At 68.7% G+C, this 14,509-nt stretch carries 17 protein-coding genes; 16 read left to right on the plus strand and 1 reads right to left on the minus strand.

Going from position 1 to position 14,509, the window contains the following annotated elements:
- The first annotated feature begins 28 nt into the window (after positions 1-28).
- From ACZ3HL_RS01980 to ACZ3HL_RS01990, 3 genes are all read left to right on the plus strand, one after another.
- A complete protein-coding gene (locus ACZ3HL_RS01980; protein ID WP_465528178.1) occupies positions 29-1,045 on the plus strand; it encodes a glycosyltransferase family protein in 1,017 nt (338 codons plus the stop codon).
- Between the two features lie 66 nt (positions 1,046-1,111).
- Positions 1,112-1,252, plus strand: coding sequence for a hypothetical protein (locus tag ACZ3HL_RS01985; RefSeq protein WP_465528180.1), 141 nt, complete (start codon positions 1,112-1,114; stop codon positions 1,250-1,252).
- 99 nt (positions 1,253-1,351) lie between these two features.
- Complete coding sequence (locus ACZ3HL_RS01990) at positions 1,352-1,945, plus strand: galactosyltransferase-related protein (protein ID WP_465528182.1); 594 nt, start codon at positions 1,352-1,354, stop codon at positions 1,943-1,945.
- A 76-nt stretch (positions 1,946-2,021) separates the two neighbouring features.
- On the opposite strand, the gene ACZ3HL_RS01995 is transcribed toward ACZ3HL_RS01990, so the two are convergent.
- Positions 2,022-2,216, minus strand: a complete 195-nt coding sequence (locus tag ACZ3HL_RS01995) for a hypothetical protein (RefSeq protein ID WP_465528184.1) — start codon at positions 2,214-2,216, stop codon at positions 2,022-2,024.
- A 68-nt stretch (positions 2,217-2,284) separates the two neighbouring features.
- Between ACZ3HL_RS01995 and ACZ3HL_RS02000 the strand changes: the two genes are divergently transcribed.
- The 13 genes from ACZ3HL_RS02000 to ACZ3HL_RS02060 all read left to right on the plus strand — a co-directional run bounded on the left by ACZ3HL_RS02000 (position 2,285) and on the right by ACZ3HL_RS02060 (position 14,509).
- A complete protein-coding gene (locus tag ACZ3HL_RS02000; RefSeq protein WP_465528186.1) occupies positions 2,285-3,790 on the plus strand; it encodes a hypothetical protein in 1,506 nt (501 codons plus the stop codon).
- Positions 3,787-5,310 carry a hypothetical protein gene (locus ACZ3HL_RS02005; RefSeq protein WP_465528188.1) on the plus strand — a complete coding sequence of 508 codons (1,524 nt, stop codon included), beginning with the start codon at positions 3,787-3,789 and terminating at the stop codon, positions 5,308-5,310. The genes ACZ3HL_RS02000 and ACZ3HL_RS02005 overlap by 4 nt, the downstream gene beginning before the upstream one ends.
- The gene (locus ACZ3HL_RS02010) at positions 5,294-6,445 is read left to right on the plus strand and encodes a hypothetical protein (RefSeq protein ID WP_465528190.1); all 1,152 of its coding nucleotides are present in this window, start codon (positions 5,294-5,296) and stop codon (positions 6,443-6,445) included. Before ACZ3HL_RS02005 ends, ACZ3HL_RS02010 begins: the two co-directional genes overlap by 17 nt.
- 33 nt (positions 6,446-6,478) lie before the next feature.
- Positions 6,479-7,018, plus strand: a complete 540-nt coding sequence (locus ACZ3HL_RS02015; RefSeq protein ID WP_465528192.1) for a phage scaffolding protein — start codon at positions 6,479-6,481, stop codon at positions 7,016-7,018.
- 109 nt (positions 7,019-7,127) lie between these two features.
- Entirely contained in the window at positions 7,128-8,060 is a 933-nt protein-coding gene (locus ACZ3HL_RS02020) for a phage major capsid protein (RefSeq protein WP_465528194.1), read from the plus strand.
- Between the two features lie 60 nt (positions 8,061-8,120).
- The gene (locus tag ACZ3HL_RS02025) at positions 8,121-8,549 is read left to right on the plus strand and encodes a hypothetical protein (RefSeq protein WP_465528196.1); all 429 of its coding nucleotides are present in this window, start codon (positions 8,121-8,123) and stop codon (positions 8,547-8,549) included.
- Positions 8,534-8,893: a hypothetical protein gene (locus tag ACZ3HL_RS02030; protein WP_465528198.1), complete on the plus strand. Its 360-nt coding sequence runs from the start codon at positions 8,534-8,536 to the stop codon at positions 8,891-8,893. Before ACZ3HL_RS02025 ends, ACZ3HL_RS02030 begins: the two co-directional genes overlap by 16 nt.
- A 3-nt stretch (positions 8,894-8,896) precedes the next feature.
- Positions 8,897-9,220 (plus strand): HK97 gp10 family phage protein, encoded by a 324-nt coding sequence (locus tag ACZ3HL_RS02035; protein WP_465528200.1) that lies wholly within the window; start codon positions 8,897-8,899, stop codon positions 9,218-9,220.
- Entirely contained in the window at positions 9,220-9,681 is a 462-nt protein-coding gene (locus ACZ3HL_RS02040) for a hypothetical protein (RefSeq protein ID WP_465528202.1), read from the plus strand. The genes ACZ3HL_RS02035 and ACZ3HL_RS02040 overlap by 1 nt, the downstream gene beginning before the upstream one ends.
- Positions 9,682-9,738: 57 nt before the next feature.
- Positions 9,739-10,347 (plus strand): hypothetical protein, encoded by a 609-nt coding sequence (locus tag ACZ3HL_RS02045; protein ID WP_465528204.1) that lies wholly within the window; start codon positions 9,739-9,741, stop codon positions 10,345-10,347.
- A 95-nt stretch (positions 10,348-10,442) separates the two neighbouring features.
- Complete coding sequence (locus tag ACZ3HL_RS02050) at positions 10,443-10,847, plus strand: hypothetical protein (RefSeq protein ID WP_465528206.1); 405 nt, start codon at positions 10,443-10,445, stop codon at positions 10,845-10,847.
- Complete coding sequence (locus tag ACZ3HL_RS02055) at positions 10,844-11,200, plus strand: hypothetical protein (protein ID WP_465528208.1); 357 nt, start codon at positions 10,844-10,846, stop codon at positions 11,198-11,200. Before ACZ3HL_RS02050 ends, ACZ3HL_RS02055 begins: the two co-directional genes overlap by 4 nt.
- 18 nt (positions 11,201-11,218) lie before the next feature.
- Positions 11,219-14,509 carry a hypothetical protein gene (locus tag ACZ3HL_RS02060; protein ID WP_465528210.1) on the plus strand — a complete coding sequence of 1,097 codons (3,291 nt, stop codon included), beginning with the start codon at positions 11,219-11,221 and terminating at the stop codon, positions 14,507-14,509.

Raw genomic sequence — 14,509 nt, forward strand, 5'->3', positions numbered from 1 at the left:
CGAAGTATCGCGCACCCAAGGAGGTTCGATGCGGATTTTCTACTGGCTCGCCGACTACTCTGGCTGCGGCTTCTACCGTGCCCTGCTGCCCGGCTCCGAGCTGGCGAACCGCGGCCACGACGTGATGGCCGACGGCCGCGTGGTCCCCGCCGAGGTGCACGCCGGGGAGTGCGATGTGGTCGTTGGGCAGCGTGTGTGCAACGAGGCCGCCTCGGTCACCTGGCGGAAGCTCGCCCGTGCTGGGCACACGAAGCTCGTCTTTGAGACCGACGACCTCTTGTCCGCCGTGGACCCGTCCAACCGGCAAGCCGCGCACTTCTACGACGCCGAGACCGTCGAGCGCTACCACGAGAATATGGCGATGGCCGACGTGATCACGGTGACCACGGACCGGCTGGCCGACTACGCGGCCTCGGTCAACATGACCGCCGAGATACACGTGCTTCCGAACCAGGTGCCGGGCTGGCTGCTCGACCACGAGAAGCCATCGGCCCCGGACCCTGAGCTGCTGACGATCGGCTGGCGCGGCGGGCTCTCGCACAACCGCGACTTCGGCGAGCTGGCCCGGCCGCTGCGTGCCTTCCTTCAGCACCCGGTGTACCGAGGCCGCGTCGAACTGCACTGCATGGGCGCCGACTACACGTCCCGGGCGGCCAGCAACCACAGCCGAACCCGGTGGACCGGCTGGCACGAAGCCGTCGGCGACTTCCTGCGCGCCGTCGACTTCGACCTGGCCGTGATCCCGCTACGGCCGTCGATCTTCAACGAAGCGAAGTCGGACCTGGCGCTCGTGGAGATGTCCGCGCTTGGCATCCCGGCCGTCGTGTCTGGCTGGCACGGCTCGCCCTACCGCGTGCTCAAGGGCTACGCCGACCCGGTCGCGCACCTAGCCAGCAAGGCCAGCGACTGGACCGAGCACCTGCGGTACCTCGTCGACAACGTCGAGGCGCGGGAGCACCTCGGCAAAGAGGCGCGCGAGTGGGCCGCCGGCCGAACCATCGAAGCCAATGTGCATCGCTGGGAGACGGCCTACTCGGGCGGCTGACGCTATGGATCACGTCTCCGCATACATACGGTGCTTTTGCCGAGAATCGGCCATAGCGTTGTTCGCATGGATATCTGCCCTGTATGCCACGAAGGCGAACTGACAGACATTTCGATCGAAGAGCAACCCAACCTGTGGAAGTGCAACGCCTGCGACGGCTACTTCCGCAAGGTCGGTCCACGTAAATACGAGAAGTCGGACGACTGAGCCTGTGGGGCTGCCCTCCAGCGCTGCGAAATTCTGGAGGGCGGGTCCATGGGTGTTGCTGTTGTCGTTCCTTTTGGACGCCCAGCTGGTGACGCTGGCGTGATCCGCGAAGGCGTGTGGCGTCGGCTCCGCTTCGAATGGGAGCGCACCGGCTGCGACCTGATCGTGGCCGCCGACCCGGCTTTCGCGGCTCGCGGGAAGTTCTCCGTATCACGCGCGATCAACAACGCTGTCCGGCTCGCCCCGGCCGAGTACGACCGGTTCGTGTGCTTTGGTGCGGACATGCTGCCGTGTCCCGCGACAGTGGCATGGGCGGCGGCCGAGCTGGACGCCCAGCCGTGGACGCTCTTGTTCGACCGGGGTACGTCGGCAGGCGAGGAGTCCACCAAGAGGTGGATCGAGGCCGGTCTCAAGCCCGGCATTCCGAACCCGGACATGTTCGCCTCGCCGTGTGTCGGCCCGATCGCCTTCACCCGCGCCACCTTCGAGAAGGTCCGCGGCTTCGACGAGCGGTACGAGGGCTGGGCTTACGAGGACGTCGACCTCTGGTACCGGCTGCAACGCGACGTGCCCCGCACGGCGCCGCAGACGTACCCCGGCACGCCCCTGATCCAGTTCTGGCACCCCGAAACGCACCACGACCTGTCGCAGGAGAACCCGAACGTCCGGCTGTTCGCCGAAACCTGGGGTTGACCGGCTGCCCGGCGGAGTTGGGTAGAGCCCTCGGTCACGGCCCGCGCACGGGCAGGACGCGGAGGGTATCTACCCCTTAGCCAACAGCAACGCCCGGCTTCTTGATCTCGGCTGTGCCGACTCTGCTGGTATTCGTCCACTGGCCGGGTGCGAATGTCGCGATCGCGTCATTGGCCTGGTTGTAAACGAACAGGTGTCCGTCGTGGACGCGCGTCATGGTCGCAACTTCGAACGTGTAAGTGGTCTTGCCGTCGCGTACCTCGAATGCCATCTGGGCTCCTCCTGGGGTTGGTGTTGATAGGTCGGTCGCACGCCTTGATCCGTTACGGGTGGTGAGCGATGTTCGACCTCGACGCCCACCTGGCCAGCCTCGACGAGCGGCTGCTGGCGCTGCCCGAGGGCCGCCGGGTCCTGACCGAGCTGGACCCGCTGCTGTTCGCCGTGCTCTACCTGCCGCACCATCTGCGGGCACAGGAGACCGGCGAGAACATCACGTTCAGCGAAGCCCACCTCGAATGGTGCGAGCTAGCGCAGCGCTACGTCGCGCCGATCAGCACCTTCGAGCCCGGCGCCCTGCGGGACGCGATCATCGCGCCGCGCGGACTCGGCAAGAGCACGTGGTGGTTCCTGATCATCCCGATGTGGCTCGCCGCGCACGGCCACCGCAAGTTCGTCGCCGCGTTCGCGAACAGCGACACCCAGGCCACCGACCACCTCGGCTCGTTCAAACGCGAGCTAGAGAACAACGCACTGCTGCGGTCGGACTTCCCGAAGCTGTGCACCCCGGCCCGGCGGCCGTCCGGCACAACGGTGTCCGACAGCCAGCACATGTACGTCGCCGCCTCGGGCTTCGTGTTCACCGCGCGCGGCATCGACTCGCAGGTGCTCGGCCTGAAGATCGGCACACGGCGGCCGGATCACCTGATCCTGGACGACGTCGAAGGCACCGAAGGTAACTACAGTCCGACACAGAAGGACTCCCGGCTCAAGACGATCACGTCGGGCATCCTGCCGATGAACAACCTCGCCTCGGTCACGATGGCGGGCACCGTAGCCATCCCCGGCGCGATCATCGACGACATCGCGGCGAAACAGCGCGGCGAGACCTACCCGGACTGGGTCGACGACGAGCGGTTCATGCCGCGCTATTACGACATCATCCAAACCGGCGAGGACGGCACCGAGCGCAGCCTGTGGCCTGAGCGCTGGACGATGGCGTGGATCAACACGGTCCGGCACACCCGGTCCTTCCAATCGCAGATGCGCAACGACCCGATGGCCGCAGACACCGCGTTCTGGTCCGGCGACGACTTCGCCTACCGCGCGGATCTGCCGATCGTGCGGCAGCTGCTGTCGATCGACCCGGCCGTGACGACGAAGGCGAAGAGCGACTTCACCGCCCTGGCGGTGATCGGCGCGACGCTGCCCGGCCCGGATCGCGTGTGCGTGGTGCGGTTCGCCCAGCAGGTGAAGATCCCGCCGGGGGAGAAGCTGCGCCTGCGCGTGCTGGAGATCCTGAACGAGTACCCGGACATCACCGGCGTGGTCGTCGAAACGAACCAGGGCGGCGACACGTGGCTGGCCATCCTGCACGACCTGCCGGTCCAGGTCCGCACCGTCCACCAGGACCGTCCGAAGGAAGTCCGCGCCGGATCACTGCTGGCGAAGTACCAGCGCGGCCGCGTCTTCCACGAGAAACGCTTGCACCGCCTCGAAGCCCAGATGCTGAAGTTCCCGCTCGACGCGCACGACGACCTCGTCGATGCCGTCGGCACCGGGGTCGAGGTGTTCCTGAAAACCGATGCCCCGCCGCAGCGGGCGAGCGTGCGTGAGGGGGCGGCATGAACAGCGATCTCGATGACGCCCTGGAGGCGATGCGCGGCGCCGAGGACGGCTACGACACGGCCAAGGCGTACTCCGATGGCCCGGTCGAAGAGGTGTTCACGTCCCGCCGTGTGCGGCGCTTGCTGCACAACCAGGGCATCAGTTTCGAGACGCTCATGGGCGACGTCGTGATCGACGCGGTCGCGGACAAGCTCACCATCGAGGCGATCACCAGCGACACCGAGGCGCGCACGAACCTGATCACCGACGTCGACGAGGCGAACAACATGGCGCAGGTTCGGCCGGCGGTGATGCGCCGGGCGCTCCAGCTCGGGGACTCGTACCTGTCGGCCTGGCCGGTGCTGGACGTGGCCGGTGAACCCGTGCCGGGCAAGGTGCTGGTCTCGGTCCACTCGCCGAAGGCCATGCGCGTGCTCTACGACGAGGACCAGCCGGGCACGCCTCGGGTCGCGATCCAGAAGTGGACCGTCAAGACACCGCTCGGCGCCAAGCGCACGAGGGTGGATCTGCTGTACGACAACCGGATCGAGCACTTCATCTCGAAAGGCGCGCGGTCGAGCCGGGCGGGCGACTTCGTGCCCTACGAAGCCGAGGACCGCGACGCCGTCGAGGACAACCCGTACGGCTTCCCGGTCTTCCACTTCCACGGCACCGGCCTGCCGGGCGAATACGGCACACCGGAGCACAAGTGCTTCTACGGCACGCAGAACAAGCTGCTGAAGCTGGAGATCAGCCACATGGCGGGCGTGGACTTCAACACGCTCCCACAGCGGCTCGGTCTTCGCGACGCCGGAAAGCCTGGTCCGTCCCCGGTCGACGACCTCGACGAGGACGAGTTCCTCGCCAGCCCGGACGGGCAGCGCACCAGCTCGACGACCGGCGACCGGAAGTCGAAGCTCTCCAGCGAACCCGGGTCGTTCTGGGACATGGAGGGCTACCGCGACGTCAAGCAGCTGGAGCCGACCACCGCAGCCGTGTTCCTCGACCCGCGCGTCGCGTACCTGCGTGAGGGCTCGGTGGTGTCCAAGACGCCGCTGCACCTGTTCGACCGCACCGGCCAGATCCCCAGCGGCGAGTCGCTGAAGACGGCGAATGAGCCGCTGGACAACAAGTCCGGCCGTCGGAAGACCGCGTTCGATCCGACGTGGCGGGCGTTCTACCGGTTCGTGCTCAAGATCCTCGGCCACGACGATGCGCCGGTGACGTTGGCGTGGGCGCCGATCGAGTCGACGGACGAGACCACGAAGTTGGCGCAGGCCAAGCAGAAGCAGGAGATCGGCGTGCCGGTCGATCAGTCGCTGACGGAGCTGGGCTACAAGCCCGACGACGTGAAGCGATGGATGGACGACGGCGACGGCGGCCTGCCGCAACGGATCGCGTTGCTCGCCCAGCTCGGCGACGCCGTTGGCGACTTCGCCTCGGCGGTCGCGGCAGGGCTGATGGACCAGGCGACGGTTCAGCAGGTGATCACGAAGCTGGTCGGCGACGTGACAGGCCCGGACGATGACGGCTCCGGCTAGCGTCATCCCGGCGGTCATCGTCGAACACGACGGCGAGGCTCTGGCACTGGAGGACGCGGCGGTTCTGGCTGCCGCCGGACCGGTGCGGGACGCGTTGAAGGCAGCGCTCTCGTGGGCGCACGTGGTGTGGTCGAAGCGATTCGGTGCGCCGCGCGGCCTGCGGTCCGGCGATGAGTTCGACGCGTACGTCGCCGAGTTGGCCGACCGTATCCGAGCGGTGGAGATCGACCCGGCGCCCGTGCTGCTCGACTTCGCGCAGCGGGCCCGGGTGCTCGGCGTCTCGCAGGGCTTGATCGAGGCGGATGTGCAACAGCGGGATCTCGGCAGCGCCATCCGCGAGGAGACGCGGCGGCACATCGACGAAGCCGCGGTGGCGGCGCACGTGAAGCTGGCGCAGGCGGCCGATCTCGTCGAGGCGCTGAGGCGTGGCAGCTTCAAGACGATCAACCGGCAGCTGGCCGTCGCCGACCAGGCCGGGAACATCGTCGAACGCACGGCGCGCACCGTCACCAACGACGAGCTGAACGAGGGCCTGGCCGCCGCCGCTGAGCACGTCGGTGGACGTCTGGTGTGGATCGCCGAGCGGGACGCGTGCGTGTCGTGCCTCGCGCTGTCCGGCCAGGTCGTCGAGCCCGGCGACGTCTTCGATTGGCGGCTGACCTTCGGAGCCAAGGCGTACCAGCCGAAGGCGTACAACGCCGCCGGTGACCTCGTCGACACTGAACTGGAGCGGCCACCCCGGCATCCGTACTGCCGGTGCCGGGTCTCGCCCTGGCTCGGCCACGACGAGACCGCCTCGCGAGCCGTGACCCACGACTGGGCGCAGGCCATCAAGAACGCACAGGCGAACGGCGACCAGGCGGCGGTCGACGCCGCACGCAAGGCCGCTGCGGCGGCTCAGTCCTCTGCCGCGTTCGACCTCCCGGCCGCGCTCCGGCGTGAGGCCGAGCGGTCGATCCTGCGCGGCGACGCGCTTCCGACCGAGTCGGAAAACGTGCGCCTGGCCGCCGCTGATCGGTTGCTGGCCCGGATCGGGTCCGGCAAGAACTCGCCCGCGCCCTCGGGGTGGCGGGTGCCCGCGTCGGTGAAGACGCGGGCCGAGCGGGCCGTGAAACGCGGCCGGTTCACCCGGTAGCCCGCTGGCGGGCATTCACGAGAGGAAGCCGAGATGGCTGACGACCCCACCCCTGCCCCCACGACAGACCCGGCGCCCGCCCCCGCGCCCGCTCCGGCCCCGGAGTGGAAGCCGCCGACGAAGGCCGAGTGGGAGGCCCACCAGGCCGAGCTGTCCCGCGTCAACGCCGAATCCGCCGGCCGCCGCGTGAAGCTCAAGGAGCTGGAGCAGAAGAACGAGACCGACGCCGAGAAGGTGAAACGGGAGGCGCTGGAGGCCGCCACGGCGCTCTATAAGCCGACCGCGATCAAGGCCTTGGCGAAATCTGCCCTGCTCGAAGCCGACGCCAAGACGGACCGCGTGGCCGCCTTGGCCGGTCTGCTCGACGTGTCCAAGCTGGACATCGACGACAAGGGCGAGATCACCGGCCTGGACGCCGAAGTGAAGCGCGTCAAGGCCGAGTACCCCGAGTTCTTCAAGGCCGAGGGCGAAGGCGAGAAGCCGCGCCCCGCGAAGCTCACCCCCGGCGGTAAGACCACGGCCGCCACCGAGAAGACGGCGGGCGAGATCATCGCCGCTCGCTACGGCGGCTGATCCAGCTCGCCACCCCTGCACCACGAGCAGCCCGTGAGGGCGTCCAACCGCACCCGTGACGGGGAAGCGGTGACTTTCCCTTTTATCCCAATAGAAACGGAGAGCCATCATGGCTGTCGCTTTCACCGGGGCGGGCTGGATCCCGATCGAGACCAACCCCGAGGTCATCCAGAAGGTCCAGCAGACCTCGGCCGTGGAGCGCTTCGGCCACCACGTGCCGATGGGCTCGAACACGAAGTACACGCCGCGTTCCGGTGGCGTCGTGCTCGGCCGCTGGGCGAAGTCCACCTCGGCTCCGGCCGACAGCTCGCCCAACGACTCGGTGCTGCTGTCCTCGGACAAGATCGGTGGCAAGGTCACCATCGCCGAGGAGGACATGTCCGACTCGCTGGCGTCCATCGTGGACGCCAAGAGCGTCGACGCGGGCACCTCGTACGCGAAGCTGTTCGACAACGTCTGCCTGGGCATCACGGCGGCGAAGGGCACCAGCGGCTGGCTGTTCGACTCGCTGTACTACATCCTCACGCAGAACGACACGGTCACCGGTTACACCGGTGGCGCCAACCTGTCGACCGGTGCCACCGCCGCGACCTACGACAACCTGTCGGCCGCCCTCGGCGTGTACGAGCAGGGCGACTACTTCGACGAGGCCGAGACCGTCGTCATCGCGCACCCGGCCTTCAAGCAGATCCTGCGCGGGATCAAGGACAACTCGGGGTCGCCGATCCTGAACGAGTCGTCCAACGGCACCGCGGGCGGTGGCCAGGGCGGCACGCCGAAGCTGTTCGGCTACGACCTCCAGTGGTCGATGGGCTGCAAGACCAGCGCGGCCGGGTCGCAGGCGCCGACGGGTAAGCCGTTCATCGTGTACGGCAACCGGCAGTACCTCCAGGTCGGCGACCGCAACCCGCTGGCGGTCAACTTCCAGGACGCCGAAACCGGCATCGGCGTCGACACCGACGAGAACGTCCTGTACTTCCGCGCCCGCAAGGCGTTCGCGGTCGGTGCGCCCGGCGCGTTCTCCATGCAGGTCATCGGCTGATCGACGACGTGACGGGGCCGTGTGGCGTGCTGCGCGGCCCCGGCCGGGAGGGAGCGGGCCATGCCGGACACCTGGGCCACTGTGGCCGACGTGCTCACCTACGCCAAGGCCACGGTCGACGAGGGCGAGCTCTTGTCGGCGCAGGCGGTGATCGACACCTACGCCGGGCGGTTGCCGATGGACGCCGAGCGGATCGGCGCCCGGGACCAGTACTGGTTGAAGCTCGCCGTCGCCTATCAGGCCGCGTGGCAACCGGCGCAGCCTGACCAGTTTGAGCGGCAGGACATCACGTCCACCGGCGGCGGTCAGTCGACGCAGGGCACCGAGACCTGGTTGACCCTGGCTCCGCACGCGGCGCAGGCGCTGCGGCGGGTGTCCTGGCTCGGCTCGGGTTCGCTGCACGTCCGCGCGCCTTCCGAGGAGGTCGATCGTCGTCGTGCCGTCTACGGCGACGACGGAGATGACCCCGGCACGTGGTGGAGGCTCTGATGTGGGCGCGGGCGACGTGCCGGGCGTCGATCTACCGGGGCACCACGCCGTCGGACTTCGGCGACCCGGTGCCGAACAATCTCACTCCGGCCGCCAGCGGCGTGCTGGCCGCGATCGAGGAACGGGACTCCCGGGTCTGGGACCCGGCAACGCAGACCGCCCGCGTGGTCCGCGTCGCGAAGGCGGCGCTTCCGTCCACAACGGACATTCTCACCGGCGACCGGCTCAGGGACGACACGCACGGCGTCCTGTACTTCGTGCAGAACGTCACGCGTCCGCGCACGGCAGGCCGTGTGCCGGACGTGCAACTGGACCTCAAGCGGGTCGGCGACGACGGGGGGTGAGCCGTGGCGGAGTACCGCGAGGTCCCGGATTGGCGGGAGCAGATCGCCGCCGACGTGCGTGGCCTGTTCTCTCAGCTCGTCGGGGAAGTCCTCGACGACGCCAAGCGGCTCGTCCCGGTCGACACCGGGCACCTGCGCGAGTCGCTGTCGGCTGAGATCCACGGTGACACGGCACGGATCGGCTCGGAGCTGAACTACGCCCTGTACGTCGAGGAAGGTCACCGGGTCGCCTATGCCGGGCCGGACGGCGAGACCGTCTTCACCGGCGACGTGGTGCCGCCGCAGCCCTACCTGCGTCCGGCGCTCTACCGCAGGCGGGGTGGCTGATGACGGCCCCGTTCATCTATGCCTCCGACGAGGTGGTGACGACGGCGTGGCTGGCGCAGCTCAACGGTTTCTCCGCCGGGATGGTCGGGGAGGCCCTGCCGCGCGACGCAGGCAGCTGGGCGGCCTCGGGGTTCGTGACCGTGGCGGTGGCCGGCGGTTCGACGGTGCCGGAGTTCCGGCTGGAGTCGCCGGTGATGGACGTGCGCGGGTGGGCGACCACGCCGGGCACGGACGCGCCACCGTGGAACAAGGCGCGGAATCTCGCGCTGAGCGTGCAGGCGGGAACCTACCGGCGGGAGCCGTGGTTCGTGCCTTTGCCCGCGTGCAGTGAGAACGCCGTCGTGAAGACGGCCTACGTCCTCGGGAAACCGAGGCGGGCGTACGGCGACTTCGGCGACTACGCCGTGTACGCCCTGGACCTGGTCGTGAACTGGGTTCCGGTCGCCAAGAGCACCCCGTGAGGGGACTGGCAATCAACCTTCCGGGCCGAACGGCCCACAGTCCTCTTTGGAGCGATCATGGCCGATACCTTTGGCCTCCAGCCGGGAAACCTGGTGATGGGTCCTGCCCGGCTCTACATCTACCGTCTCGCGTTCGACCCGACGCTGTCCTACGAGCCCGCGCTGGCGGACATCAACCTCGCTCCGGCCGCGTCGGCCTGGTACGACACGGGCATCACGCTCGGCGGGACGAACCTCAACATCGCGCCGACGTGGACGCCGCTCACCGGTGACCAGCTCGTCGACAAGCTCGGCGCGCGGCTCACGGACCGCGACATCAAGTGCACGGCGAACTTCGCCGAGATGACGCGGGCGAACCTGGCCTACGCGTGGAACATGACCGCGGGGCCGACCGGTGCGAACTACCGGGTGTCGGACCTCAACGCCGGGCAGACCGCGAACCGCGCGCCGTACCGGACGGTTCTGGTCGACGGTCTCGGCCCGGACGTCGAGGACGGTTCGCAGTCGTTGAAGCGACGGGCGATCCTGCGGAAGGCACTGCCCTCGGGTGACACCGCGCTCAACTGGGAGAAGGCGAACCAGCAGGCTCTGGCCGCCGAGTTCCAGGCGTTCTTCGTGTCCGAGTCGATCAGTCCGATTCGGATCATCGACGAAGAAGAAGTCTGATCCACCCCTAGACGCAGCCTCGTTCTGCGCGCACCTGACGGCGTGCGGGGCGGGGCTGCCCCCATTTTTCCTTGTCCTGTCAGGAGGACCGTGTCATGGCCGCATCCACCCCGCGCAAGACGACCACCCGCAAGGCCGCGCCGCGCAAGCGCGCGTCCACGCAGCCGAAGGCCGACCTCGGGATCGTGCTCGACGACAGCGCCGCGCAGGCCGAGATCGACGCACTCATCGGCGACCGCGAGCCGCTGTTCACCATCGGCGGCATCACCTACACGATCCCGAAAAAGGTCCCGCCGTCGTGGTCGCTGAAGGCGTACCGGATCGCGGTCGAGCAGGGCAGCGCGGCGTCGTTGCAGTTCGCGGCGGAGAAGCTGCTCACACCGGAAGCGTGGGACGCGCTGACCGAGTGCGAGACGATCACCGAGACGGCGATGCGCACCGTGTTCGACGCCCTGGTCGCCCGGATCCTGCCGGACGGGGTGCTCGGCCCAAAAGCGTGATGGACGCCTGGCGTGCGCGGCTGTCGGCGGTGGGCTGGTTCTTCGAGCATCTCGACGACGTGCTGAGTGACATGTCGGTGTTCCACCGGGTCGACCAGCTGGATCAGCTGCCCGCGTCGGTGTTCCTGCCGCGCATGGTGCGCCTGGCGCTCTACGACGGCGCCGTGCGCCACGCCCTTCGCCGTGATGCCGAGAAACCCGCATTGCCTGCGCCACAAGCAGAAACCCGGCCCGCTGCCGCACCGCCGGAGCCGGTGCGTGCGCACACCAGCGCTGAGTTGAAGGCGCTGAACAAGACCCGCGAGTACGGGCCGCTGGGCGTGAATCAGGCCGGGGTCTTCGACTTCGGCTGACCGGGGAGGGGGCACACGGTGACCGCACCTGGTGGGGATTTCAAGCTGGCGGGCGCGTACGTCGAAGTCCGGTTGAAGGACGAGACGTCCGGCGATGAGAAGCGCATCCGGGCGAAGATCGAGGGCGAGAAGCCTGTTTCGCTCGACACGGCGCTGAAGGATCCGAAGAACGCCCGCCTGATCAAGGAGAAGATCGAGCGGGAGACGAAGCCGGTTCTGCGGCCGGAGGTCGACGAGAAGTCCACGCGTGACTCCGCGCGCAAGGCGGGCAAGGGCGCCGAGGACGAGCTGAGCCGATCGGCACGGCGTGCCAACGCCCAGTTCGACGCCTTGAAGTTCGTCGGTTTGTCGGTCGGATTGCCCGCTGCCGCAGCGATCGGCGCGGCAGGGGCGACGGCGTCCCTCGCTCTGGTGGCCGGCGGATTCGCCGCGCTCGGCGTGTATGCGGCGTCCTCGTCGGAACAGGTACAGGCCGCCGCCAAGCGCATGGCCAACGGCGTGCTCACCGACGTGCACAGCATGGGCAGCGCGCTCGAAGACGATGTCGTCGGGGCGCTGGGGCACGCCGGGCAGGCGTGGGACCGGCTGGCACCGCAGGTCCGCAGTGCGGTGAACGCTTCCAAGCCCGCCGTGCGCGAGCTGACGGGCTCGGTGACCGACTTCGCCGAGAACGCCATGCCGGGCATGGTCACCGCGGTCAAGGCGTCCGAACCGGCCCTCAAGGGCCTGCACAGCCTCGCCTCACAGGCTGGCACCGGGCTCGGCCTGTTCTTCGCGAACGCCGCGCAGGGCAGCGAAGGCGCGCAGCGCGGGTTCGTCGTGCTCGGCTCGACGGTCGCACTGCTGGAAGCGCGGCTCGGAACGCTGTTCGCGAACCTCGCGCGCGGCAGCTCGGGGCCGCTGTCGTCGCTGTACGTCCTGGTCGATCAGGCCACGGGCGCGCTGAACGACATGACCGCGCAGGGCTCGGCGGTGATCGGGTTCCTCGGCGGATTCACCAACACCGGAGTCGGCGCGGTGTCGATGCTGCGGCTGCTTGTGTCGCTGTTGTCGATGCTGCCGCCGGGGATCGGCCAGTTCGCTGGGTCGCTGACGGCGGCGGCGATGATCGCGAACCGGTTCGGGGTCGACGTTGGCGCCGGATTCCGGGGCATCGGGGATCAGGTCCGCAACGCGCAGGGCGCGGGGAACAAGTTCACGACCTTCCTCGGTGGCCTGGCGGGCGGGTTCACCCCGGCCACGTTGGCGGTCGGTGCGTTCGGGCTGCTGCTCTCGATCCTCGGGCAGAAGCAGGCCGAGGCCGCCGAGCGCGCCGCGCGGCACACGCAGGCCGTCAACGACATGACCGAGGCGTACCGCCGGGACAACGGCGTCATTGGGGAGAACGTCCGGCAGACCGCGCTGAAAGCCTTGGCGGACAAGGGCGCGTTCCACTCCAACGAGCGGCTGGGCGTGTCGATGGGCACGGTGTCGGCGGCTGGCATCGGCCAGGCCGACGCGCTCAAGACCGTCAACGACAGCTTCCGCGGCTACCTCACGAACCTCGTCCAGTCGCACCAGGTCGGCGGCGACGTCCTCGACATGGTGCTGCGCCAGGCCGACGCGTACGTGAAGGAAGGCGGCTCGGCGGAGGACACCGTCGACGCGATGACCGCGCGTCGTATGGCGTCGCTGGAGCTGTCGGACGCCGAAGAGGCACAGCTGGTCTCGACGTTGAAGAACGTCCGTGCGATCAACGAGCAGGCCGGGGCCTCGGCCGAGGGCGCGCGCAAGGCGGCCGAGCTGGAAGCCGGAATCCGCAAGATCGAGTCCATCGCCGCGCGGGGCATGTCCCCGGCGATGTACGCGGCGAAGGCCGCGACGGCAGACCTGGAAGCCGCGTTCGCGACACTGAACGCGACCGGCGGGGACGTGGCCGCCAAGGGCCAGGCGATCATCGACGTGATGCTGCGCCTGTCCGGCCAGACCCCGAGCGTCGAGGAAGCGTTGCAGGCGTGGAACGACGGGCTGCGCGGCATCGGAGAATCCTTTAAGGGCGCCAACATCCCGGGTCACGCGAAGGATCTGGTCGACGCGTCCGGCGCGATCAACACTGTGTCCGACGCGGGATCGAAGCTCCAGGACACCGTGCAGAAGGGAGCGACCGACTTCGCCGCCTACGCCCAGTCCCTCAAGGACGCGGGCACTCCGGCGGAGGAGATCAAGAACAAGCTCACCGGCATGCGCGGGGAGTTCGCCGCACAGCTGAAGCAGCTGGGTCTCAACGACGCCCAGATCGGGAAGATCCTCGATCACTACGGGATGTTGCCGGACAAGGTGATCACACAGCTGGGGTTGGAAGGTGACGCCGAGACCCAGCGGCAGCTGACGGACATCCGGTCGCAACTCGCGGCCGTGCCGGACAACAAGGGCATCGCGGTCAAGGCACTGACCGACCCGGCGATCCGAGCGCTCGGCGAGCTGGGCATGAAGGTCGTGAAACTGCCGGACGGAACGTTCCGCGTCTTCGCCGACACCGAGCCTGGCAAGGCGGCGGCGCAGAAGCTGCTCGACGACGTCGGGAACAGCGACGCGACCGCCACCGTGTTCGCCAACACGAATCCGGCGGACAGCGCCGTGACGAACTGGAAGAACGTCACGACCAAGACCGACGGCCGCACGACCACGTACACCAGCACCGACCCGGCCACCGGTGCGGTGCGGCAGTGGAAGGCGACGACGGACGCGACAGGGGCGGTCACCCGGACCTTCTCCGACATCAACCCGGCCACGGGCGCGGTGCGGGTCTGGAAACAGCAGGCCGACGGCACGTGGGCGGAAACCCACGCCAGGGCGGACGTCGCGGCGGCGAACGCGTCGATCGACTGGGCGGCGCGGGATCGCACCGCGTACATCCGCACCATCACCGTCGGGACACCGGGCGGTGGCGGCACGATCAACAGCGCCTATCGGCCGAACGCGGTGGGGAACATCCTGACGGCCAACGCCAAGGGGAACATCCTCAAGTTCTTCGCGGGCGGTGGCTTCGAGGGCCTGACGCCGATGTCGTCGATGGCGCAGATCGTGCCGCCGAACACCTGGCGCGTCGTCGGGGACAACATGCGAGTTCCCGAGTCCTACATCCCGCTCGACCCGCGCTCGGCGCGGTCGCAGCGGCTGCTGGACGAGACGAACGCGCGGATGGGTCGGACGGCGGTGGCCGGCGGCGGGGTGACCAATCACATCACCGTGCACACCGCCGCGATGGAGCCGTACGCCGTAGCCGCGGCGGTCTCGGCGGAACTCGGCTGGGCCATGAGGGGAGGCTGA

The organism is Amycolatopsis sp. NPDC000009 (assembly GCF_055563465.1).

Excerpts from the sequence above, each read along its gene's own strand:
- ACZ3HL_RS01980 (WP_465528178.1), top strand. The coding sequence starts at position 29 with ATGCGGATTTTCTACTGGCTCGCCGACTACTCTGGCTGCGGCTTCTAC.
- ACZ3HL_RS01985 (WP_465528180.1), top strand. The coding sequence starts at position 1,112 with ATGGATATCTGCCCTGTATGCCACGAAGGCGAACTGACAGACATTTCG.
- ACZ3HL_RS01995 (WP_465528184.1), bottom strand. The coding sequence starts at position 2,216 with ATGGCATTCGAGGTACGCGACGGCAAGACCACTTACACGTTCGAAGTT.
- ACZ3HL_RS02000 (WP_465528186.1), top strand. The coding sequence starts at position 2,285 with ATGTTCGACCTCGACGCCCACCTGGCCAGCCTCGACGAGCGGCTGCTG.
- ACZ3HL_RS02005 (WP_465528188.1), top strand. The coding sequence starts at position 3,787 with ATGAACAGCGATCTCGATGACGCCCTGGAGGCGATGCGCGGCGCCGAG.
- ACZ3HL_RS02010 (WP_465528190.1), top strand. The coding sequence starts at position 5,294 with ATGACGGCTCCGGCTAGCGTCATCCCGGCGGTCATCGTCGAACACGAC.
- ACZ3HL_RS02015 (WP_465528192.1), top strand. The coding sequence starts at position 6,479 with ATGGCTGACGACCCCACCCCTGCCCCCACGACAGACCCGGCGCCCGCC.
- ACZ3HL_RS02020 (WP_465528194.1), top strand. The coding sequence starts at position 7,128 with ATGGCTGTCGCTTTCACCGGGGCGGGCTGGATCCCGATCGAGACCAAC.
- ACZ3HL_RS02025 (WP_465528196.1), top strand. The coding sequence starts at position 8,121 with ATGCCGGACACCTGGGCCACTGTGGCCGACGTGCTCACCTACGCCAAG.
- ACZ3HL_RS02040 (WP_465528202.1), top strand. The coding sequence starts at position 9,220 with ATGACGGCCCCGTTCATCTATGCCTCCGACGAGGTGGTGACGACGGCG.
- ACZ3HL_RS02045 (WP_465528204.1), top strand. The coding sequence starts at position 9,739 with ATGGCCGATACCTTTGGCCTCCAGCCGGGAAACCTGGTGATGGGTCCT.
- ACZ3HL_RS02050 (WP_465528206.1), top strand. The coding sequence starts at position 10,443 with ATGGCCGCATCCACCCCGCGCAAGACGACCACCCGCAAGGCCGCGCCG.